The sequence below is a fragment of the Pseudomonas sp. MPR-R2A5 genome, assembly GCF_058793055.1.
Map to the genome: position 1 here is coordinate 11,446 of NZ_JBXAFK010000068.1, position 21,742 is coordinate 33,187.

Annotated in this window: 19 protein-coding genes; 8 read left to right on the forward strand and 11 right to left on the reverse strand. The window is 61.0% G+C overall.

The window, feature by feature from the left end; all coding sequences use genetic code 11:
* Positions 1–32: 32 nt before the first annotated feature.
* Positions 33–1,436, forward strand: a complete 1,404-nt coding sequence (locus AC1Q6I_RS31800) for a NorM family multidrug efflux MATE transporter (protein ID WP_102625039.1) — start codon at positions 33–35, stop codon at positions 1,434–1,436.
* A gap of 9 nt (positions 1,437–1,445) precedes the next feature.
* Here AC1Q6I_RS31800 and AC1Q6I_RS31805 read toward each other — a convergent pair whose 3' ends face one another.
* A complete protein-coding gene (locus tag AC1Q6I_RS31805; RefSeq protein ID WP_024078077.1) occupies positions 1,446–3,110 on the reverse strand; it encodes a putative bifunctional diguanylate cyclase/phosphodiesterase in 1,665 nt (554 codons plus the stop codon).
* 254 nt (positions 3,111–3,364) lie between these two features.
* Between AC1Q6I_RS31805 and rep the strand changes: the two genes are divergently transcribed.
* Both rep and AC1Q6I_RS31815 read left to right on the forward strand, forming a co-directional pair.
* On the forward strand, positions 3,365–5,374 hold the full coding sequence (gene rep / locus AC1Q6I_RS31810; RefSeq protein WP_024078078.1) for a DNA helicase Rep: 2,010 nt from the start codon (positions 3,365–3,367) through the stop codon (positions 5,372–5,374).
* A 58-nt stretch (positions 5,375–5,432) separates the two neighbouring features.
* Positions 5,433–6,005: a xanthine phosphoribosyltransferase gene (locus AC1Q6I_RS31815; protein WP_024078079.1), complete on the forward strand. Its 573-nt coding sequence runs from the start codon at positions 5,433–5,435 to the stop codon at positions 6,003–6,005.
* A gap of 140 nt (positions 6,006–6,145) precedes the next feature.
* Here AC1Q6I_RS31815 and AC1Q6I_RS31820 read toward each other — a convergent pair whose 3' ends face one another.
* The 6 genes from AC1Q6I_RS31820 to dadA form a co-directional block, all read right to left on the reverse strand.
* Positions 6,146–8,068: an acetyl-CoA hydrolase/transferase C-terminal domain-containing protein gene (locus AC1Q6I_RS31820; RefSeq protein ID WP_069077273.1), complete on the reverse strand. Its 1,923-nt coding sequence runs from the start codon at positions 8,066–8,068 to the stop codon at positions 6,146–6,148.
* A 137-nt stretch (positions 8,069–8,205) separates the two neighbouring features.
* Positions 8,206–8,670 (reverse strand): c-type cytochrome, encoded by a 465-nt coding sequence (locus AC1Q6I_RS31825; protein WP_172831364.1) that lies wholly within the window; start codon positions 8,668–8,670, stop codon positions 8,206–8,208.
* Positions 8,671–8,840: 170 nt separating this feature from the next.
* The gene (locus AC1Q6I_RS31830) at positions 8,841–9,389 is read right to left on the reverse strand and encodes a cupin domain-containing protein (RefSeq protein ID WP_003176893.1); all 549 of its coding nucleotides are present in this window, start codon (positions 9,387–9,389) and stop codon (positions 8,841–8,843) included.
* Between the two features lie 116 nt (positions 9,390–9,505).
* A complete protein-coding gene (gene alr, locus AC1Q6I_RS31835) occupies positions 9,506–10,579 on the reverse strand; it encodes an alanine racemase (protein WP_102625040.1) in 1,074 nt (357 codons plus the stop codon).
* 80 nt (positions 10,580–10,659) lie between these two features.
* On the reverse strand, positions 10,660–11,013 hold the full coding sequence (locus AC1Q6I_RS31840; protein WP_024078083.1) for a RidA family protein: 354 nt from the start codon (positions 11,011–11,013) through the stop codon (positions 10,660–10,662).
* Positions 10,985–12,286 (reverse strand): D-amino acid dehydrogenase, encoded by a 1,302-nt coding sequence (gene dadA, locus AC1Q6I_RS31845; protein ID WP_102625041.1) that lies wholly within the window; start codon positions 12,284–12,286, stop codon positions 10,985–10,987. The genes AC1Q6I_RS31840 and dadA overlap by 29 nt, the downstream gene beginning before the upstream one ends.
* A 155-nt stretch (positions 12,287–12,441) precedes the next feature.
* On the opposite strand from dadA, the gene AC1Q6I_RS31850 reads away from it, so the two are divergent.
* The gene (locus AC1Q6I_RS31850) at positions 12,442–12,930 is read left to right on the forward strand and encodes an Lrp/AsnC ligand binding domain-containing protein (RefSeq protein WP_003176896.1); all 489 of its coding nucleotides are present in this window, start codon (positions 12,442–12,444) and stop codon (positions 12,928–12,930) included.
* 60 nt (positions 12,931–12,990) lie between these two features.
* Here the strand turns inward: AC1Q6I_RS31850 and AC1Q6I_RS31855 are convergent, their stop codons facing one another.
* The gene (locus tag AC1Q6I_RS31855; RefSeq protein ID WP_017135860.1) at positions 12,991–13,344 is read right to left on the reverse strand and encodes a YkgJ family cysteine cluster protein; all 354 of its coding nucleotides are present in this window, start codon (positions 13,342–13,344) and stop codon (positions 12,991–12,993) included.
* Positions 13,345–13,459: 115 nt separating this feature from the next.
* On the opposite strand from AC1Q6I_RS31855, the gene AC1Q6I_RS31860 reads away from it, so the two are divergent.
* Positions 13,460–14,752, forward strand: a complete 1,293-nt coding sequence (locus tag AC1Q6I_RS31860; protein WP_102625042.1) for an NAD(P)/FAD-dependent oxidoreductase — start codon at positions 13,460–13,462, stop codon at positions 14,750–14,752.
* Here the strand turns inward: AC1Q6I_RS31860 and AC1Q6I_RS31865 are convergent, their stop codons facing one another.
* Positions 14,753–14,977, reverse strand: a complete 225-nt coding sequence (locus AC1Q6I_RS31865; RefSeq protein WP_102625043.1) for a DUF1127 domain-containing protein — start codon at positions 14,975–14,977, stop codon at positions 14,753–14,755.
* Between the two features lie 165 nt (positions 14,978–15,142).
* On the opposite strand from AC1Q6I_RS31865, the gene AC1Q6I_RS31870 reads away from it, so the two are divergent.
* Together AC1Q6I_RS31870 and AC1Q6I_RS31875 are read left to right on the forward strand one after the other, a co-directional pair.
* Positions 15,143–16,567 (forward strand): aminotransferase-like domain-containing protein, encoded by a 1,425-nt coding sequence (locus AC1Q6I_RS31870; protein ID WP_102625044.1) that lies wholly within the window; start codon positions 15,143–15,145, stop codon positions 16,565–16,567.
* 62 nt (positions 16,568–16,629) lie between these two features.
* Entirely contained in the window at positions 16,630–18,198 is a 1,569-nt protein-coding gene (locus AC1Q6I_RS31875; RefSeq protein ID WP_069077270.1) for a phospholipase D family protein, read from the forward strand.
* A 62-nt stretch (positions 18,199–18,260) separates the two neighbouring features.
* Here the strand turns inward: AC1Q6I_RS31875 and AC1Q6I_RS31880 are convergent, their stop codons facing one another.
* Both AC1Q6I_RS31880 and AC1Q6I_RS31885 read right to left on the reverse strand, forming a co-directional pair.
* On the reverse strand, positions 18,261–19,403 hold the full coding sequence (locus AC1Q6I_RS31880) for an MFS transporter (protein ID WP_069077269.1): 1,143 nt from the start codon (positions 19,401–19,403) through the stop codon (positions 18,261–18,263).
* 159 nt (positions 19,404–19,562) lie between these two features.
* Positions 19,563–21,056, reverse strand: a complete 1,494-nt coding sequence (locus AC1Q6I_RS31885; RefSeq protein ID WP_024078090.1) for an aldehyde dehydrogenase — start codon at positions 21,054–21,056, stop codon at positions 19,563–19,565.
* A 230-nt stretch (positions 21,057–21,286) separates the two neighbouring features.
* Here AC1Q6I_RS31885 and AC1Q6I_RS31890 point away from each other — a divergent pair, with 230 nt between their 5' ends.
* A complete protein-coding gene (locus AC1Q6I_RS31890) occupies positions 21,287–21,649 on the forward strand; it encodes a cupin domain-containing protein (RefSeq protein WP_024078091.1) in 363 nt (120 codons plus the stop codon).
* Positions 21,650–21,742: the final 93 nt, after the last annotated feature.

Here is a 21,742-nt window from a genome sequence, read left to right on the forward strand (position 1 = left end):
CCCCTCCCCAATTCTCTGACTTTCTGAGCGTGATGATCATGCGGCATCCGGCACGTACCGAACTCTGGGCCATTCTGCGGTTGTCAGGGCCGTTGATTGCTTCCCAGTTGGCGCACATGCTGATGGTGCTGACCGACACCCTGATGATGGCGCGCCTGAGCCCTGAAGCCCTGGCCGGCGGCGGCCTCGGCGCGGCGACGTATTCGTTCGTAGCGATTTTTTGCATCGGCGTGATTGCCGCCGTGGGCACCCTGGTTGCCATCCGCCACGGCGCGGGCGATATCGAAGGCGCCACGCGCCTGACCCAGGCCGGGCTATGGCTCGCGTGGCTGATGGCGCTGGTGGCGGCCTTGCTGCTGTGGAACCTCAAGCCGGTGCTGTTGATGTTCGGCCAAACCGAAACCAACGTGCACTCGGCGGGGCAATTCCTGACGATCCTACCGTTCGCCCTGCCCGGCTACCTGAGTTTCATGGCCCTGCGCGGTTTTACCAGCGCCATCGGCAAGGCCACACCGGTCATGGTGATCAGCCTCGGCGGCACGGTGGTCAACTACTTGCTCAACCATGCCTTGATCGAAGGCATGTTCGGCTTGCCGAAACTTGGCTTGATGGGCATCGGCCTGGTCACGGCGATCGTCGCCAACAGCATGGCACTGGCGCTGATGTGGTACATCCGCAGCAACCGGGCGTATGCGGCCTACCCGCTAAGCAGCGGCCTGCTGCGTCTCAACACTCAATACCTGCGCGAGTTGTGGCGCCTGGGCCTGCCGATTGGCGGTACTTATGCAGTGGAAGTCGGGCTGTTTGCCTTCGCCGCACTGTGCATGGGCACCATGGGCAGTACGCAATTGGCGGCGCATCAGATTGCCCTGCAGATAGTTTCGGTGGCATTCATGGTTCCGGCGGGGTTGTCCTACGCGGTGACCATGCGCATCGGCCAGCATTATGGCGCCGCCCAACTGCTGCAGGCGCGCATGGCTGGCCGGGTCGGCATCGGCTTCGGCGCAGTGGTGATGCTGGGGTTTGCCCTGGTGTTTTGGCTGTTTTCAGACCCGCTGATCGGGCTGTTCCTCGACCATAACGACCCGGCGTTTCACGATGTCATCGTGCTGGCTGTCAGCCTGCTGGCCGTCGCCGCCTGGTTCGAGCTGTTCGACGGCGTGCAGACCATCGCCATGGGCTGTATCCGCGGGCTCAAAGACGCCAAGACCACGTTCCTGGTGGGGCTTGGCTGCTACTGGTTGATCGGCGCGCCCTCCGCCTGGTTGATGGCCTTCACCTTGGGCTGGGGGCCGACTGGCGTATGGTGGGGCTTGGCGCTGGGCCTGGCCTGCGCGGCCGTCAGCCTGACGTGGGCGTTTGAGGCAAAAATGAAACGCATGATTCGCCAGGAGCCTGAAACACAGCCAGCATTTCAGACCGCACAGACAGAATAAAAACCCTGCTCAACCCAGCAACGCCTGCTGGCTTTTCCCGAACGTCAGGTATTCCACCAACTCGGGCAACGGCAGCGGCTTGCTGATCAGGTAACCCTGGGCCTGATCGCAACCGAACAAGCGCAAGAGCGCAAGCTGTTCCGGGGTTTCGACACCTTCGGCCACCACTTCAAGATTCAGGTTGTGCGCCAGGTTGATCATCGCGTGCACCAGCTTGCGGTTCTCTTCCCGCTCCTCCATTCCACCGACAAAGCTCTTGTCGATCTTCAACAAGGCAATCGGCAGGCTGTTGAGGTGCACGAACGACGAGAAGCCGGTGCCGAAGTCATCCAGGGAAAACCGCACACCGAGGCGGCCAAGGGCATCCATGGTCTGCTTGACCAGGTCACTGCGCCGCATGACAGCGGTTTCCGTCAGTTCGAATTCAAGCCATTGCGCATCCACACCGCACTCCGCAATCAGTCGGCTGAGGGTCGAGAGCAACTGACTGTCCTGGAACTGGCGAAACGACAGATTGACCGCCATGTGCAATGCCGGCAGGCCACGTTCGCGCAGGTCTTGCATGTCACGCAGGGCACGGGCGATCACCCAGTAGCCCAGCGGTACGATCAGGCCACTCTGTTCGGCCAAGGGCACGAACTCGCTGGGCGGCAACAGGCCGCGCTCACCGTGGCGCCAGCGCACCAAGGCTTCCAGGCCGACGATATGCCCGTCGTCCAGGTCCAGGCGCGGCTGGTAGTGAAGCTCCAGCTCATCACGGCGCAAGGCGCGCCGCAGTTCGCTTTCCAGGTCGGCCAGGCTGCGGGCGTTGCGGTTGATACGTTCGTTGAAGATATGAAACGTGCAGCCCTGGGTACTCTTGGCCTGCTGCATGGCGATGTGGGCATGCCACATCAGCGGGTCGGCGCCCGCGCGAGCACGGGCGTGCGCCACGCCCAGGCTGCAACCGATCAGCAGGCTTTCGCCGTCCACCCAATAAGGCTCGGCCATGACTTCGGTGATGCGTTCGGCCATCCATTCGGCACGCTGAGGAGCGCGACGGGTGTCGATCAGCAACGCGAACTCGTCGCTGCCCAGGCGCGCCAGTTGGTCGCCGGCCTCAAGCTGGCTCTTGAGCCGCGAGACCACTTGCAGGATCAGTCGGTCGCCGGCCTGGTGACCGAGGGCATCGTTGGCATGGCGGAAGTTATCGAGGTCCAAATGACCCAGGGCCAGGCCGCGGCCGTCGTTCTCAGCCAGGCGCGCAGCCAGCAGGGTCTGGAAACCCTGGCGGTTGGCGATACCTGTGAGCGGGTCCTGTTCGGCCAGGCGTTGCAGGGTGTTTTCCAACAGGCCACGCTCGCGCACATGGCGCAGGCAGCGGCGCAGGGTGTCGGCGTCCAGGGCATGACGGACCAGCCAGTCACTGACCCCCAGTGGCGCAACCAGAGGCTCCTCCTCCAGCAACAACACGCACGGCAGGCTGCAACGCCCAGGGCCGGGTTGCAGGCAGGGCGTGGTCAACAGCACGGCAGTGTGGTCGTCATCGAACAGACGACTCACCGAGTCCCAGTTGGGTGCGCTGATCAGCACAGCCCCATCGCCCATCGGCGCCAGGCACTCGCGCAACAACGCTGCCCACGCTGGCTCATCGGCCAGTAGCAGCAAACGCAAGGGTTCGACAGGCGTAGACAAGCTAGCTCCCTAGACTCTGCAAAATATCGATGGCGGTGGGCATTATGACGTGCGGTCTGATAATCACCAACGATAGGGGTTATCAAATGCGCAGACTGTAAACATTCGTATAAATACACACACATCCTGCGGCAAAGTATCAAAACCGGCAAATTTAGATCGAGTGGTACGTCACACCGTCGATCCAGGGCAGCAGAATCTTGCCAGCCTGTTAAAATGCCCGCCCTTTTGAACAACGACTCCTGAAATTCCGTATGTCCCGACTCAATCCCCGGCAGCAAGAAGCCGTGAACTACGTCGGCGGCCCTCTATTGGTGCTCGCCGGTGCAGGCTCCGGCAAGACCAGCGTGATCACCCGCAAGATCGCGCACCTGATCCAGCAGTGCGGCATCCGCGCCCAGTACATCGTCGCCATGACCTTTACCAACAAGGCGGCGCGGGAAATGAAAGAGCGTGTCGGCACCCTGCTCAAGGGTGGCGAAGGCCGTGGCCTCACCGTGTGCACCTTCCACAACCTGGGCCTGAACATCATCCGCAAGGAGCATGTGCGGCTGGGCTACAAACCGGGCTTTTCGATCTTTGACGAGACCGACGTCAAAGCCCTGATGACCGACATCATGCAGAAGGAATACGCGGGCGACGACGGCGTCGACGAGATCAAGAACATGATCGGCGCCTGGAAAAACGACCTGATCCTGCCCGCCGAAGCCCTGGAAAACGCGCGCAACCCCAAGGAGCAGACTGCCGCCATCGTCTACACCCACTACCAGCGCACGCTCAAGGCGTTCAACGCCGTGGACTTCGACGACCTGATCCTGTTGCCGGTCAAGCTGTTCCAGGAACACGCCGACATCCTCGAAAAGTGGCAGAACAAGGTGCGCTACCTGCTGGTGGACGAATACCAGGACACCAACGCCAGCCAGTACCTGCTGGTGAAGTTGCTGATCGGCACGCGCAACCAGTTCACCGTGGTCGGCGACGACGACCAGTCGATCTACGCCTGGCGCGGTGCGCGCCCGGAAAACCTGATGCTGCTCAAGGACGACTACCCGTCCCTGAAAGTGGTGATGCTGGAGCAGAACTATCGCTCCACCAGCCGAATCCTGCGTTGCGCCAACGTGCTGATCTCCAACAACCCCCACGAGTTTGAAAAACAACTGTGGAGCGAGATGGGCCACGGCGACGAGATCCGCGTGATCCGCTGCCGCAACGAGGACGCCGAAGCCGAGCGCGTGGCCGTGGAGATCCTCAGCCTGCACCTGCGCACCGACCGCCCCTACAGCGATTTCGCGATCCTCTACCGCGGCAACTACCAGGCCAAGCTGATCGAACTGAAGTTGCAGCACCACCAGGTGCCGTATCGCCTGTCGGGCGGTAACAGCTTTTTCGGACGCCAGGAAGTCAAGGACCTGATGGCCTACTTCCGCCTGATCGTGAACCCGGACGACGACAATGCTTTCCTGCGCGTCATCAACGTGCCGCGCCGCGAGATTGGTTCCACCACCCTGGAAAAGCTCGGCAACTACGCCACCGAACGCAAGATCTCGATGTACGCCGCCACCGACGAAATCGGCCTGGGCGAACACCTGGACACGCGCTTCACCGATCGCCTGTCGCGCTTCAAGCGCTTCATGGACAAAGTGCGCGAACAGTGCGCCGGCGAAGACCCGATCAGCGCCCTGCGCAGCATGGTCATGGACATCGACTATGAAAACTGGCTGCGCACCAACAGCTCCAGCGACAAGGCCGCGGATTACCGCATGGGCAACGTCTGGTTCCTGATCGAAGCGCTGAAGAACACCCTGGAAAAAGACGAAGACGGCGAAATGACCGTCGAAGACGCCATCGGCAAGCTGGTGCTGCGCGACATGCTCGAACGCCAGCAGGAAGAGGAAGACGGCGCCGAAGGGGTACAGATGATGACCTTGCATGCATCCAAGGGCCTGGAATTTCCCTACGTGTTCATCATGGGCATGGAAGAGGAAATCCTCCCCCATCGCTCCAGCATCGAAGCCGACACGATCGAGGAAGAACGACGCCTTGCCTACGTGGGCATTACGCGCGCGCGTCAGACCCTGGCCTTCACCTTTGCCGCCAAGCGCAAGCAATACGGCGAAATCATCGATTGTGCCCCCAGCCGGTTCCTGGATGAACTGCCGCCGGACGACCTGGCCTGGGAAGGCAATGACGACACCCCGACCGAGGTGAAGGCCGTTCGCGGCAACACCGCCCTGGCGGATATACGCGCGATGTTAAAGCGCTAGAATCGACTACTTTTTAATCTACTTTCGGCGCACAACGCGCCATTAGAGGAAGCTTTCCGTGGAAGCACTGCACAAGAAAATTCGCGAAGAAGGCATCGTGCTTTCCGATCAGGTACTCAAGGTCGACGCCTTTCTGAACCACCAGATCGACCCCGCGCTGATGAAGCTGATCGGCGACGAGTTCGCCGCGCTGTTCAAGGACTCGGGCATCACCAAGATCGTCACCATCGAAGCATCAGGGATTGCCCCAGCGATCATGACCGGCCTGAACCTCGGCGTGCCGGTGATTTTCGCCCGTAAGCAGCAATCCCTGACCCTCACCGAAAACCTGCTGTCGGCAACGGTGTATTCCTTCACCAAAAAAGTAGAAAGCACCGTGGCGATCTCGCCACGCCACCTGACCAGCAGTGACCGCGTGCTGATCATCGATGACTTCCTGGCCAACGGTAAGGCCTCCCAGGCCCTGATCTCGATCATCAAGCAGGCCGGCGCGACCGTTGCGGGCTTGGGGATTGTGATCGAGAAGTCGTTCCAAGGCGGTCGGGCGGAGCTGGATGCGCAGGGTTATCGGGTTGAGTCGCTGGCGCGTGTGCAGTCGCTGGAAGGTGGCGTCGTTACCTTCATCGAGTAATTTGCTACACAGCAAATGCCAGGTGAGCACGATCAAAATGTGGGAGGGGGTAAACCCCAATGCCCGTCAGTTAGGCCAACATCGCCTTCTGTAGGAGCGAGCAAGCTCGCTCCTACAAAAAAACCTTAACCGACTGACAATTAATGCGCGGTAGCCTGGAGGCCGGCAAGCAACAAACGCTGGTAGAGGTCCTCCTTCAAACCCTCCGGCTTATCCAACCGCATCCGCACCAGATGTTCAGGAAACGCCTCCGGCTCCGGTGCATCCAGCGCCGCCTTGCCCAACTCCAGAATCTCCGTCAGTTTGAATTTGCTCTTGAGCCAGTTCAACGCGCGCAACAGATCCCGCTCCTCATCGGTGAAATCAGTACCCAGCGGATATTCCGGAAACAGTCGGCGATGCCGCGCCTGGATACCTTGGAGCCGCTCCGGCGTGTTGTCGCTGAAGCGTGGGTCCAGTTGGAAATCCTTGGGCAACTTGCCGGCCTTTTGCGCCTGCTCGATCAAGTCGGCCTGGAAGCGTGAGTCGGTAATGTTGAGCAACGCCTCGATCACCTTGGCATCGGTCTGCCCACGCAGGTCGGCAATGCCGTATTCAGTGATGACGATATCCCGCAGGTGCCGTGGGATGGTGCAATGGCCGTACTCCCAGACAATATTGGAACTGACCTCGCCCCCCGCCTCGCGCCAACTGCGCAGGATCAGGATCGATCGCGCACCTTCCAGCGCATGGCCCTGGGCAACAAAGTTGTACTGCCCGCCCACGCCGCTGAGCACGTGACCACCTTCCAGTTGGTCGGCAACCCCGGCACCGAGCAATGTCACCGCAATCGCGCTGTTGATAAACCGCGCATCCAGGCGTTGTAAACGCTTGAGCTCTTCCTGCCCGTACAGCTCGTTGATGTAGCTGATGCGGGTCATGTTGAATGCCTGGCGCTTGGCGTAGGTCATCTCCTGCAAGCGCTGGTAAAAACTGCGCGGCCCGAGGAAGAAGCCGCCGTGGATCGAGACACCATCGGGTTGTGCCGCGTCGTCAAGGAGCCCGGCATTGGCTTGTGCCTGGGTTGCCACATCGGGGTAGACCTTGCGTCGCACAATTCCCGCATCCGCCAGCACCAGCAGACCGTTGACGAACATTTCGCTACAGCCGTAAAGACCGCGGGCAAAGGGATCGACACCCCCCTCACGACTGATCAGTGGCGCCCACTGGTACACATCCAGGTCCGTCAGCAGCAAGCGATAGGCTTCGTTGTCGGCCTGGCGCGCCAATAGCGCGGCCGTCAGCGCATCGCCCATCGAGCCGATGCCGATCTGCAAGGTTCCCCCATCACGCACCAGGGTGCTGGCGTGCAGGCCGATAAAGTGATCCTGGAACCCCACGGGCATGTTCGGCGTGGAGAATAAGGTGGTGCTGTCCTTTTCATCGAGCAGGTAGTCGAATTCGTCCATGCCCAGCTCGGCATCGCCAGGCATGTAGGGCAAATCGCTGTGGACCTGGCCAACCACCAGAATGGTTTCCCCTGCGGCGCGACGCTTGGCGATCATCGGCAACAGGTCGAGGGTGATGTCGGGGTTGCAGCTCAGGCTCAGGCGATCGGGGTGTTCGGCGCTGCTGGCCACCAACTGCGCCACCAGGTTGAGGCCGGCGGCATTGATGTCGCGTGCGGCATGGCTGTAGTTGCTGCTCACGTAATCCTGCTGCGCCGAGGTGCTGTGGAGCAAGCTGCCAGGCTGCATGAAAAACTGCTGCACGTGGATATTCGCCGGCAGACTGTCCTTGTGCAGGTCGGCGAGAAAATCCAGCTCGGGGTAATCGCCAAACACCCGCTCGATAAAGGGTTCGAGAAAGCGCTTCTGCAAGCCATCGCCTAAGGCCGGACGGCCCAGGCTCAGCGCGGTGTAGATCGTCAGCGCCCGCTCCGGCAGCTTGGCGATACGCCGGTACAGCGCATTGGCGAACAGGTTCGGCTTGCCCAGCCCCAAGGGCATGCCCATGTGGATATGCGCCGGCAAGCGTGCCAGTACGTCGTCAACTGCTTGCTCGATTGAACACAACTGCACCATCCGACCCTCCTGAACATTCCGTTATTAGGGGTTTGACCGAGCTTGCAGGGTCTTTGCTGCAAAGAACAGCCTCGAAACACACATTACGGGCACAAAAAAGCCGCTCGTAAGCGGCATTTTTGACGAAGATCGGCTGATTACAGACCGGACATCTTCTTGATCGCACCTTCAAGGTCTTCGAGGCTGCAATCAGCACACGTCCCCATCGGAGGCATGGCGTTCAAGCCATGCTTGGCGACCTGGGCCAACCCCTTGGTGCCTTTCTGCGGGTCCTCGATCTTGAGTTCCGCCAATACAGTATCCAGATGACCTACCCGCTCTTTCCAGGCAGCGGTATCACCGATCTTCGGAGCATTCAGCAGGCCGGTGCCGTGGCATGCGTTGCAGTGTTTGGCGATCACATCATCAGGCGTTTTAGCGGCGCCCCCGCCACCAGCAGCCACAGCCACCTCCATCCCCTTGCATTCCTGCCCCTGGACGCAAACCTGGCCTACAGGCTCCAGGCGCTTGGCAATGTCATCATTGGTCGCAGCTTGAGCGCTGACAGCCCATAGGGCCAGTACGGTTGCTGGTGCAGCCAGCATTTTCATAATTAGGTTCACGCGTTCACCCTCAATGGTGGCTATTCACGCCTGCGGCCACGGTTTCGCAGGCGGCGAAAGTATAACGGTTAGCCCGCCTGGCTGAAACAACCCCATTAAATAAAGGGAGATTCAGCCTGGCGGAATACGGCTGCGGGAACCTCTGCAACGCTGGCAGGGCGCCTCTGTTGTTAAAAGTTCGCGGGTGTGGCTGCGCTGATTAGTCGCGCCGGCACGTCGAACGGATTGCGAAAACGATGGGGCTTGGTGCTTTCAAAGTAGTAGCTATCGCCGGCTTCGAGCACAAAAGTTTCAAGACCGACAACCAACTCCAGTCGACCTTCCACCAGAATCCCGGTTTCTTCGCCTTCGTGGGTGAGCATTTCTTCGCCGGTGTCGGCGCCTGGCGGGTAGATTTCATTGAGAAATGCGATGGCCCGGCTCGGGTGCGCCCGGCCCACCAGTTTCATGGTGACGGCACCGTCGGAGATGTCGATCAGCTCATTGGCTTTATAGACGATCTGTGTCGGTATTTCCTGGAGGATCTCTTCAGAAAAAAACTCGACCATCGACATAGGGATGCCGCCCAGCACCTTGCGCAAGGAACTGATGGAAGGGCTGACACTGTTTTTTTCGATCATCGAAATGGTGCTGTTGGTGACACCCGCGCGCTTGGCGAGCTCGCGCTGGGAAAGACCCTTCAGTTTACGGATGGATTGCAGTCGTTCGCCGACGTCCAATGCGGGAGCCTCCTAGGATTCAGGCTTTGTTGTAATTGAGCGTTATCATGGCGACAGCGTTCAGTATTTACAACACTTGGGCCTAAATCCTGGCCGGCTCCGTTCGTCGAGGTCGATCAAGCCCCGGAATAGAGCCTTGGCACACGGCGAAGGTTGCAGAAGATCTGGTAGGGAATGGTCTCGGCGGCGACTGCAACATCACTGGCAAGAATATTCTTGCCCCACAGTTCCACGGTGGAACCGAGGCCGGCCTGGGGTACATCGGTGAGGTCGACGCATAGCATGTCCATGGACACACGCCCCAGCAACTGGCTGCGTTGCCCCGCCACCAGCACCGGCGTGCCCGTTGGCGCATGGCGTGGGTAGCCGTCCGCGTACCCCATGGCGACCACGCCGATGCGCATCGGTTTTGGCGTGATGAACTTGGCGCCGTAGCCCACCGGCTCGCCGGCCGGCAGTTCACGCACGCAGATGACTTTCGACTCCAGGGTCATCACCGGCTGCAAACGCGCGGCGACGGCCTGGTCTTCGCCAAACGGCGTCGCACCGTACAGCATGATGCCTGGCCGAACCCAATCACTGGATACGTTTGGCCAGCCCATCACCGAAGGCGAGTTACGCAGGCTGACCTCGGCTGACAAGCCCTGACGCGCAGCCTCAAACACGGCCACCTGTTCATTGCTGCGCACACAATCGAGTTCATCGGCGCGAGCGAAATGGCTCATCAATACAATCTTGGCGACTTTGCCACTGGCCAGCAGCCGCTGGTACGCCGCTGGGTAATCCTTGGGGTGCAGGCCCACGCGATGCATACCCGAGTCCAGCTTGAGCCAGACGGTCAGCGGCTTGCTCAGGGTGGCCTGTTCGATAGCTTCCAGTTGCCACAGCGAATGCACCACGCACCAGAAATCATGCTCGATGATCAGCGGCAGCTCATCGGCTTCGAAAAAACCTTCCAGCAATAACACCGGCGCGCGAATGCCGGCAGCTCGCAGTTCCAGTGCTTCTTCGATGCAGGCCACGGCAAACCCGTCGGCCTCGGCTTCCAACGCCTGGGCCACCCGCACGGCACCATGGCCGTAGGCATCGGCCTTGATCACGGCGAGGGCCTTGGCCCCCGTGACTTCACGGGCCAATTGATAGTTGTGGCGCAGGGCTTGGAGGTCGATCAGGGCACGGGCTGGACGCATGGCGGCAGGCTTCTAGGCGGCAGAGTGGAGAAAAAACCGGCGCCGACTAACCGCGTCGGCACCGGGAGAGGGATCGTTGTTTATGGCAAAGCGGCCACGACGGACAGCTCTACCAGGATTTCCGGTTCGCACAGTTTCGCTTCAACCGTGGCACGGGCCGGGGCAGCACCTTTGGGCAACCACTTGTCCCATACCGCGTTCATACCGGCGAAGTCGGCATCGATGTCTTTCAGGTAGATCGTCACCGACAGCAACTTGGTCTTGTCGGTACCCGCCAGGTCCAGCAGGCGCTCGATATTGGCCAGGGTTTCACGGGTCTGCTGTTCAATCCCGGCGCTCATGTCGTCGCCGACTTGGCCTGCCAGATACACGGTACCGCTGTGGACAACGATCTGGCTCATGCGCTCATTGGTGAGCTGGCGCTGGATTGACATGTTTTGCGGACTCCTGGTGGTTGCCGTAACGGGAAATATCGAGGCCTTCGGCGCTGATCTGCGGGGTTTTCTTCGCCATCAGGTCAGCCAGCAAGCGGCCAGAGCCACAGGCCATGGTCCAACCGAGGGTGCCGTGGCCGGTATTGAGGAACAGATTCTTGAACGGGGTGGCGCCGACAATCGGTGTGCCGTCGGGTGTGGTCGGGCGCAGGCCGGTCCAGAAAGTGGCTTCAGTCAAATCGCCGCCCTGAGGATAAAGGTCGTTGACGATCATCTCCAGGGTTTCACGCCGACGCGGGTTAAGCGACAGGTCAAAACCGGCAATTTCAGCCATGCCACCCACGCGGATGCGGTTGTCGAAACGGGTGATCGCGACCTTGTAGGTTTCGTCGAGAATGGTCGAGGTGGGGGCCATCGCCGGGTTGGTGATCGGCACGGTCAACGAGTAGCCCTTGAGCGGGTACACCGGGGCCTTGATCCCCAACGGCTTGAGCAACTTCGGCGAGTAGCTGCCAAGAGCCAGCACGTAGCGGTCGGCGGTTTCCAGCTTGCCGTCGATCCACACACCGTTGATGCGGTCGCCAGCGTAGTCGAGGCGCTGGATGTCCTGTTCGAAGCGGAACTCCACGCCCAGTTGCCTGCACATGTCGGCCAGGCGGGTGGTGAACATCTGGCAGTCGCCGGTCTGGTCGTTGGGCAGGCGCAGGGCACCGGCGAGGATATCGGTGACACTGGCCAAGGCTGGCTCAACACGGGCGATACCGGCGCGGTCGAGCAGCTCGAACGGCACCCCGGATTCTTTCAATACGGCGATGTCCTTGGCGGCGCCATCGAGCTGGGCCTGGGTGCGGAACAGCTGGGTGGTGCCGAGGCTGCGGCCTTCGTAGGCGATGCCGGTCTCGGCGCGCAGTTCGTCGAGGCAATCGCGGCTGTACTCGGACAGGCGCACCATGCGCTCCTTGTTCACCGCGTAGCGGCTGGCGGTGCAGTTACGCAGCATCTGCGCCATCCACAAGTATTGATCAATATCGGCCGTGGCCTTGATCGCCAGCGGGGCGTGGCGTTGCAGCAGCCACTTGATAGCCTTGAGGGGCACACCCGGCGCGGCCCATGGCGAGGCGTAGCCTGGGGACACCTGGCCGGCGTTGGCGAAACTGGTTTCCATGGCAGCGGCAGGCTGACGGTCGACCACGACGACTTCAAAGCCAGCCCGCGCCAAATAGTAGGCACTGGCCACACCAATGACGCCGCTACCCAAGACCAGAACGCGCATTTTTATATCCTCATCGCGGCTTGACCGCCGACGTGTGTTGTTCGAGCAATGATGTGCGCAGTATAAAAAGCAATCGCCAGTGCATTTCACTATATAACTGCCTATATTTGGCGACAATTCTCGGAAAAAACCCTTTTCACAGAGGCGTATCCCCTATGCGTACCAACACTCAGACCAAGCGGGAGCTGGACAAGATCGATCGCAACATCCTGCGCATCCTGCAAACCGACGGGCGAATTTCGTTCACCGAGCTGGGGGAAAAGGTCGGGCTCTCCACCACGCCGTGCACCGAGCGGGTACGGCGGTTGGAGCGCGAAGGGATCATCATGGGCTACAACGCACGGCTCAACCCCCAGCATTTGAAGGGAAGTTTGCTGGTATTTGTCGAGATCAGCCTCGATTACAAATCCGGCGACACCTTTGAAGAGTTCCGCCGCGCCGTGCTGAAACTGCCCCATGTGCTGGAATGCCACCTGGTGTCGGGGGACTTTGACTACCTGGTGAAAGCGCGGATTTCCGAGATGGCGTCGTACCGCAAATTGCTCGGCGATATCCTGCTCAAGCTGCCCCATGTGCGGGAGTCGAAGAGCTATATCGTGATGGAAGAGGTGAAAGAGAGCCTGAACCTGCCAATTCCGGACTGACTGACACAACGGGGTCAACGGTGGGAGCAAGCACCTCCCACATTTTGACCGCGTACATCGTCAGACCAGCACCTGCCGGGTACTCGCCATGTATTCATGGATCTGCTTCTCCACCCGTGGGTGAATCAGCTCCACCGGCCGCCGCCCATTGGGGCAAGGCAAGGTCTTGGTGGTGCCGAAAAGCCTGCAGATCAACGGCCGCTCGTCATACACCGTGCAGCCATTGGGCCCCAGGTGCACACAGTTCAGCTCGTCCATGGCGGCTTCCTGCTCGGCCGCGGTTTTGCGCGGCAGGCGGGACATTTCCTCGGGCGATGTAGTCACCGGCCCACAGCAATCGTGGCAACCGGGAACGCACTCGAACGAAGGAATCTGTCGGCGCAGCGCACTGATTTTCTGGCTGTTGCAACTCATCGAAACACGTACCGAACGGCGAATAGACGTAGATTCTGAAGCAAAACGCCCTGCGCAGACAGCTTCGTCCGACCGCTGTATCCTGCGTCAAATTTTCCAAACAGGGATGTTCCCCATGACTGCCAGCGCCCGGCACACCGCTTCCTACTACGCCGCCAGCAGCGTGCCGCAACCGGATTACTCGATGTTGACCGGCGAGGTGAGCGCTGATGTGTGCGTGATCGGCGGCGGTTTCTCCGGGCTCAATACGGCCCTGGAGTTGGCTGAGCGCGGCTTCAGCGTGGTGCTGCTGGAGGCCCGCAAGATCGCCTGGGGCGCCAGCGGGCGTAATGGCGGCCAGTTGATTCGCGGTGTCGGCCACGGGCTGGAGCAGTTCGCCAACGTGATTGGTAACGACGGCGTGCGCCAGATGAAACTCATGGGCCTGGAGGCCGTGGAGATCGTGCGTGAACGCGTCGAACGCTACCAGATCCCTTGCGACCTGACCTGGGGCTATTGCGACCTGGCCAACAAACCCCGCGACCTGCATGGCCTGGCCGAAGACGCCGAAGAACTGCGCAGCCTGGGTTATCGCCACGAAGTGCGCCTGTTGCAAGCCAGTGAGATGGGCAGCGTGATCGGCTCCGACCGCTACGTGGGCGGCATGATCGACATGGGCTCCGGCCATCTGCACCCGCTGAACCTGGCACTGGGTGAAGCGGCAGCCGCCGGGCAATTGGGCGTGCGCCTGTTCGAGCAGTCCGAAGTGACGCGTATCGACTATGGCCCCGAGGTCAACGTGCACACCGCTCAGGGCAACGTACGCAGCAAGACCCTGGTGCTGGCCTGCAACGCCTACCTGAACGGCCTCAACCCGCAACTGAGCGGCAAGGTGCTGCCCGCCGGCAGCTACATCATCGCCACCGAACCCTTGAGCCCGGTACAAGCCGCCAACTTGTTGCCGCAGAACATGGCGGTGTGTGACCAACGGGTGACCGTGGATTATTTCCGCCTGTCCGCCGATCGTCGCCTGCTGTTCGGCGGGGCCTGCCATTATTCCGGACGCGATCCCAAGGACATCGGCGCCTACATGCGGCCAAAGATGTTGCAGGTGTTCCCACAGCTGGCTGACGTGAAGATCGACTACCAATGGGGCGGCATGATCGGCATCGGCGCCAACCGCCTGCCGCAGATAGGCCGGTTGGCGGATCAACCCAATGTGTATTACGCCCAGGCCTACGCTGGCCATGGCCTCAACGCCACACACCTGGCCGGCAAACTGCTGGCCGAAGCCATCAGCGGCCAACAGCAGGGCCGCTTCGATCTGTTCGCCCAGGTGCCGCACATCACCTTCCCCGGCGGCAAGCACCTGCGTTCGCCGCTGTTGGCGCTGGGGATGCTCTGGCACCGCCTTAAAGAATGGGTCTGATCAATCACGCCAGAAAGGCTTCAGGCCTTCCTGGCGTGCTTGCTCTGGGGTCAACCCAACGTCACACAACTGCTCGCGGGTCAAGTGCAGCAAGGCCTTGCGCGTATGGCGGCGGTGCCAGAACAGACTCCAGCGGCTGATCTCGCGCGGCGACGTCGCCCGCTCTTGTCCAGCCTGCAATTCCTGACTGTGTAACATCAGCCGCACATCACTCATGCCGTTCATTTTGCTGCCCCTCATTTGCTTGTTGCCATGAGTGACTAGAATGGGCGAGCAGGCAAAACCATTACAGATCCAACCCTTCTTTATTAAATCCATACAGAAACTGCCCATGCGCGGCTGAATCCTGTATTTTTCCCCTATCTGTACTGGTCTCCCGGAGCGACCGCCATGACGCTTTACGTTAACCTCGCCGAATTACTGGGCACGCGCATTGAACAGGGTTTCTATCGCCCCGGCGATCGACTGCCGTCCGTACGCGCCTTAAGCGTCGAGCACGGGGTCAGCCTGAGCACCGTGCAGCAGGCCTATCGGTTGCTGGAAGACAATGGCCTGGCAATGCCCAAGCCCAAGTCCGGCTACTTTGTACCGGTGGGTCGGGAGTTGCCGGCGCTGCCCGAGATCGGCCGCCCGGCCCAGCGCCCGGTGGAAATCTCCCAGTGGGATCAGGTGCTGGAATTGATTCGCGCAGTCCCGCGCAAAGACGTCATACAGATGGGTCGCGGCATGCCGGATGTATTGTCACCCACCCTCAAGCCCCTGCTGCGCAGCCTGGCTCGCGTCAGTCGGCGCCAGGATCTGCCGGGACTGTATTACGACAACATCCTCGGCTGTATGGAATTACGCGAGCAAATCGCCCGACTGTCATTGGATTCCGGCTGCCAACTGAGTGCCGAAGACATCGTGATCACCACCGGCTGCCATGAAGCGTTGTCCGCCAGCATCCGTGCGATCTGCGAGCACGGGGATATCGTGGCGGTGGACTCACCCAGCTTCCACGGTGCCATGCAGACCCTCAAGGGCCTGGGCATGAAGGCGCTGGAAATCCCCACGGACCCGCTCACCGGCATCAGCCTGGAAGCCCTGGAACTGGCGCTGGAACAGTGGCCGATCAAGGTCATCCAACTGACCCCCAACTGCAACAACCCCCTGGGCTACATCATGCCGGAGGCCCGCAAGCGAGCGTTGCTGACCCTGGCCCAGCGCTTTGACGTGGCAGTCATCGAAGACGATGTGTACGGAGAACTGGCCTACAGCTACCCGCGTCCGCGCACCATCAAATCCTTCGACGAGGACGGCCGCGTGCTGCTGTGCAGTTCGTTCTCAAAAACCCTGGCGCCAGGCCTGCGCATCGGCTGGGTCGCGCCGGGTCGCTATCTGGAGCGGGTGCTGCACATGAAATACATCAGCACCGGCTCCACCGCCACCCAGCCGCAGATCGCTATCGCCGAATTCCTCAAGGGCGGCCATTTCGAACCGCATTTGCGGCGGATGCGCACGCAATACCAGCGTAATCGTGACTTGATGCTCGACTGGGTCAGCCGATACTTCCCGGCGGGCACCCGCGCCAGCCGGCCGCAAGGCAGTTTCATGCTGTGGATAGAACTGCCGGAGGGCTTCGACACCCTCAAGCTCAACCGCGTGCTGATGGAACAAGGCGTACAGGTGGCGGTGGGCAGCATCTTTTCGGCTTCCGGCAAGTACAGAAATTGCCTACGCATGAACTACGCTGCCAAGCCAACGCCACAGATTGAAGAGGCCGTGCGCAAGGTCGGCACCGCCGCGAGCAAGCTGCTGGCCGAGGCGGCCGACTGACCTTTCTTGGGAAATTGCCGTCATATGCCGACAACCGCCCTGATCTGGAAGCGACTCCCTTGATGATTCGACGGCTTTTACCGTTTTTCCTGCTGGGAGCCCTGGCCCTGGGCGGTTGCGCCACGGTCAATGCGCCACGCATCCCCAGCGACGCCCTGCCAGCGAAGGATTCGTCGTTCGGCCGCTCGATCCAGGCCCAGGCCGCGCCCTACCAAGGCCGCTCTGGCTTTCGCCTGCTGCCCAACAGCAGTGAAGCGTTCATGGCCCGCGCCGAGCTGATCCGTAACGCCCAGACCAGCCTCGACCTGCAGTACTACATCGTCCACGACGGCATCAGCACGCGCATGCTGGTGGATGAACTGCTCAAGGCCGCTGATCGTGGTGTGCGGGTGCGCATCCTGCTGGACGACACCACCAGCGATGGCCTCGACCAGATCATCGCCACCCTCGCCGCTCATCCCCAGATCGAGATTCGCCTGTTCAACCCTCTGCATCTGGGGCGCAGCACCGGCGTAACACGGACCATGGGGCGGCTGTTCAACCTGTCGCTGCAACACCGGCGCATGCACAACAAACTGTGGGTGGCGGACAACAGCGTGGCCATCGTCGGTGGGCGTAACCTCGGGGACGAGTATTTCGACGCCGAACCCAACCTCAACTTCACCGATATCGACATGCTCAGCGTGGGCCCGGTGGCCGAGCAGCTGGGCCACAGCTTCGACCAGTACTGGAACAGCGCCCTGAGCAAACCCATTAATGAGTTCATCTCCAACCTGCCATCCAAAGGTGACCTGGCGACTGCACGGCTTCTCCTGGAGGAATCCCTGGCCCAATCCCGCCAGCAAAACCACGCCCTGTACAACCGCCTACGCGCCTACAAGACCAAACCGCGCATGGACATCTGGCGCCGCGAGTTGATCTGGGCCTGGAACCAGGCGTTGTGGGACGCGCCGAGCAAGGTGCTGGCCAAGAATGATCCGGATCCTCGACTCCTGCTGACTACCCAACTGTCGCCGGAACTGGAAGGCGTCAACCACGAGCTGATCATGATCTCGGCGTACTTCGTGCCTGGGCAACCTGGGCTGGTGTACCTCACCGGTCGCGCCGACGCCGGCGTGTCGGTCAGCCTGCTGACCAACTCCCTTGAAGCCACCGACGTACCCGCTGTGCATGGCGGCTACGAGCCGTATCGCAAGGCGCTGCTGGAACATGGGGTGAAACTCTACGAATTGCGCCGCCAACCGGGTGCCCCTGGCGCAGGCAGCGGCCCACACCTGTTTCGCCGCGGCACGTTCAAGGGCTCGGACTCCAGCCTGCACAGCAAAGCGATGATCTTTGATCGGACGAAGTCGTTTATCGGCTCATTCAACTTCGACCCGCGCTCAGTGTTGTGGAACACCGAAGTGGGCGTATTGGTCGACAGCCCCGAATTGGCGGAACACGTACGCAACCTGGCACTGCAAGGCATGGCACCCGCCTTGAGTTATGAGGCGAAATTGCAGAATGGCCAAGTGGTGTGGGTGACCGAGGATAACGGTCAGTTACACACCTTGACCCGCGAGCCGGGCAGTTGGTGGCGCCGGTTCAATGCGTGGTTCGCCAACTCGGTCGGCCTGGAACGCATGCTCTAAGAACAGCGAAGATCCAATGTGGGAGGAGGCAAGCCCCCCTCTCACAGTTGATTGCTTCCAGATCAAGCGGGCTGCGCAGCACCAAATGCGCCCTGGCGCAACAACAGCACCACCAGCCCCAGCGCCCCGGCCGCCATCAGCCAAGGCAGGGCATGCCCGCTGATCCACTGGCTGCCTGCACCCGCCACCAACGGCCCGATCAAGCAGCCGATCCCCCACAGCTGCGCGATATGGGCATTGGCGCGCACCAGCGCATCGTCACGGTAGCGCTCGCCAATCAGAATCAGCGACAAGGTGAACAACCCTCCGGCACTGGCGCCGAACAGCACCCACACCGGCCAGATCAACACCGTCTGCATCAACAACGGAATCGCCAGGCTCGACGCCAGCAACAGCAGCGCACAACTCAAGAACAGCGTGCGCCGCGGCAAGTAATCGGCCAAGGCACCGATGGGCAACTGCAGCAGCGCATCACCCACCACCACGGTGCTGACCATCGCCAAGGCTATCTCGGCGGTGAAGCCCTGCTGCAGGCAATACACCGGCAACAGTGTCAGAATCATCGCTTCGAACGCGGCGAATAACGCCACCGCCCAGGCAATCGCCGGCAGTGTCAGGCAGAAGCGCCACAGGTCACCAAGGGTCACACTGAACGAATCGGCAGTCGGCGCGCCGGAACGCCCCAGCAGCAACAGCGGCGCGACCATCAGCAGCCCCGCACCCACCCAGAGACCGTAGTCATGATCAGTGCCGATCACACCCAGCAGCAGTGGCCCTGACAGCTGGCTCAAGGCATAGCTGCAGCCGTACAGCGCCACCAGCCGGCCGCGCCACTGCTCCACTACCAATTGGTTGATCCAGCTTTCACCCAGGATAAACACGATGGTCAGGATCACCCCGATCATCAGCCGCAGCACCAGCCACACCGGGTAACTGGGCAGGATCGCCAGCAAACCGATGGACACGGCACCGGCCCATAGGCACAGACGCATCAGGTTGGCAGTGCCCAGCCAAGAGGCCAGGCGGCTGGAGACCTTGGCACCCAGCAGCACACCAAAGGCCGGCATCGCGGCCATCACGCCGATGGCGAAACTGCCGTAGCCCCAGCCCTCAAGGCGCAGGGATACCAGTGGCATGCTCACGCCCAGCGCCAGGCCGACACTGAGTACCGAGGCCAGGACGGCGAAATAAGTCGCCCAACGCATTTCCACGCTCCTGTGGATACTTTTCAGGGTTGCAAACGAACTGTAGGAGCGAGCTTGCTCGCGAAGAACTCAAGGACACCGCGTGTTACCAGACAGCACGCGTTATCGTTGACGTTTTTCGCGAGCAAGCTCGCTCCTACAGGGGTTCAGCGGCGCTGCTTACAGCTTGATCCAGGTCGCCTTCAGCTCGGTGTACTTGTCGAACGCATGCAACGACTTGTCGCGACCGTTACCCGACTGCTTGAACCCCCCGAATGGCGCGGTCATGTCACCGCCATCGTACTGGTTGACCCACACGCTGCCGGCACGCAGGGCCTTGGCGGTCAGGTGCGCCTTGGAGATATCGGCCGTCCATACCGCCGCCGCCAGCCCATATTGGGTGTCGTTGGCGATGGCGATGGCTTCTTCAGCGCTGTCGAAGGTAATGACCGACAGGACCGGGCCAAAGATTTCTTCCTGGGCGATCCTCATGGCGTTGGTCACACCATCGAAAATCGTAGGTTCGACGTAGGTGCCACCGGTTTCTTCGAGGGTACGCTTACCGCCTGCCACCAGCTTTGCACCGTCGGCATGGCCGGCTTCGATGTAGGACAGCACGGTGTTCATCTGTTGAGTGTCCACCAACGCGCCGACGTTAGTGGCCGGGTCCAGCGGGTTGCCTGGCTTCCAGCCCTTCAGCGCGGCGATCACCAGCGGCAGGAATTTATCCTTGATGGAGCGCTCCACCAGCAGGCGTGAACCGGCAGTGCAGACTTCGCCTTGGTTAAAGGCAATGGCACCCGCGGCGGATTCGGCCGCGGCTTGCAGATCCGGGGCATCGGCGAACACGATGTTCGGGCTCTTGCCGCCCGCCTCCAGCCATACGCGTTTCATGTTCGATTCGCCGGAGCGGATCAACAGCTGTTTGGCGATCTTGGTCGAGCCGGTGAACACCAGGGTGTCGACATCCATGTGCAGCGCCAGCGCGTTACCCACGGTATGGCCATAGCCCGGCAGCACGTTGAACACGCCTTTTGGAATGCCGGCCTCAACGGCCAGGGCCGCAATGCGGATGGCAGTCAGCGGGGATTTTTCGGAGGGCTTGAGGATGACCGAGTTACCGGTGGACAGCGCCGGCCCCAGTTTCCAGCAGGCCATCATCAGCGGGAAGTTCCACGGCACGATGGCGCCGACGACACCAACCGGTTCACGGGTTACCAGACCCAACTGATCGTGAGGGGTGGCGGCGACTTCGTCATAGATCTTGTCGATCGCCTCACCGCTCCAGCTCAGGGCATTGGCTGCGCCAGGCACGTCAATGTTCAGGGAGTCGCTGATCGGCTTGCCCATGTCCAGGGTTTCAAGCAGCGCCAGCTCTTCGGCATTGGCCTTGAGCAACGCGGCGAAACGGATCATGACGGCCTTGCGCTTGGCCGGTGCCAGGCGCGACCAGGCGCCGGAATTGAAGGTGGCACGGGCATTTTCCACGGCGCGCTGGGCGTCGGCGGCATCGCAACTGGCAACGGTGGCGAGCAGGCGGCCATCGACCGGGCTGATGCATTCGAAGGTGTCACCGGAAGCGGCGGCAGTGTATTCGCCATTGATATAGGCGCGGCCTTCGATCTTCAGGTCCTTGGCGCGTTGTTCCCAGTCGGCACGGGTCAGGGTGGTCATGCGAGTGTCCTCCTCTTATTGAATACAAGGGCCAGGTGATGTCCCCCGGCAGCCTCAAAGAATTCTTGCCCGGCCAGCCTGCTGTTCGGCTCAAGGCAGCTGCCACCCTAAACCAGCGGCTGGGGATGTTTCAATATATTTGACATAACGGCGGTAAACGCCCTTGCGATGTTCATTTTAATAAACATAGACTTTGGGCTCTCCAACCGCAGGCCAGACGGGACACGCACATGAGCATCCAGGACATCGTCGACTTCAGCCAGGCCAACACGGCGCCCGACCGCTACCGCCCTGCCGCCGAGAAAATCCTCAAGGGCGACCCCGAACAAACCATCTACAACCACTACAACAGCCCATGCGGCCAGATGAGCGCCGGGGTTTGGGAAGGAGAAGTCGGGCAGTGGAAGGTCAACTATACCGAGCATGAATACTGCGAGATTGTGCAGGGGGTTTCGGTACTGCGCGACGGCGACGGTAACGCCAAGACCTTGCGTGCCGGCGACCGCTTCGTGATCCCCGCCGGCTTCAGCGGTACCTGGGAAGTGCTGGAACCGTGCCGCAAGATCTACGTGGTGTTCGAGCAGAAGGCCTGATCAACAAACGCCAGGCAAAAAAATCTATGGTCCCCCCCATTTTTGCAATACTGATTAACGGGCGATGTGGTTGGCTTGCTTAAATCTATCCGG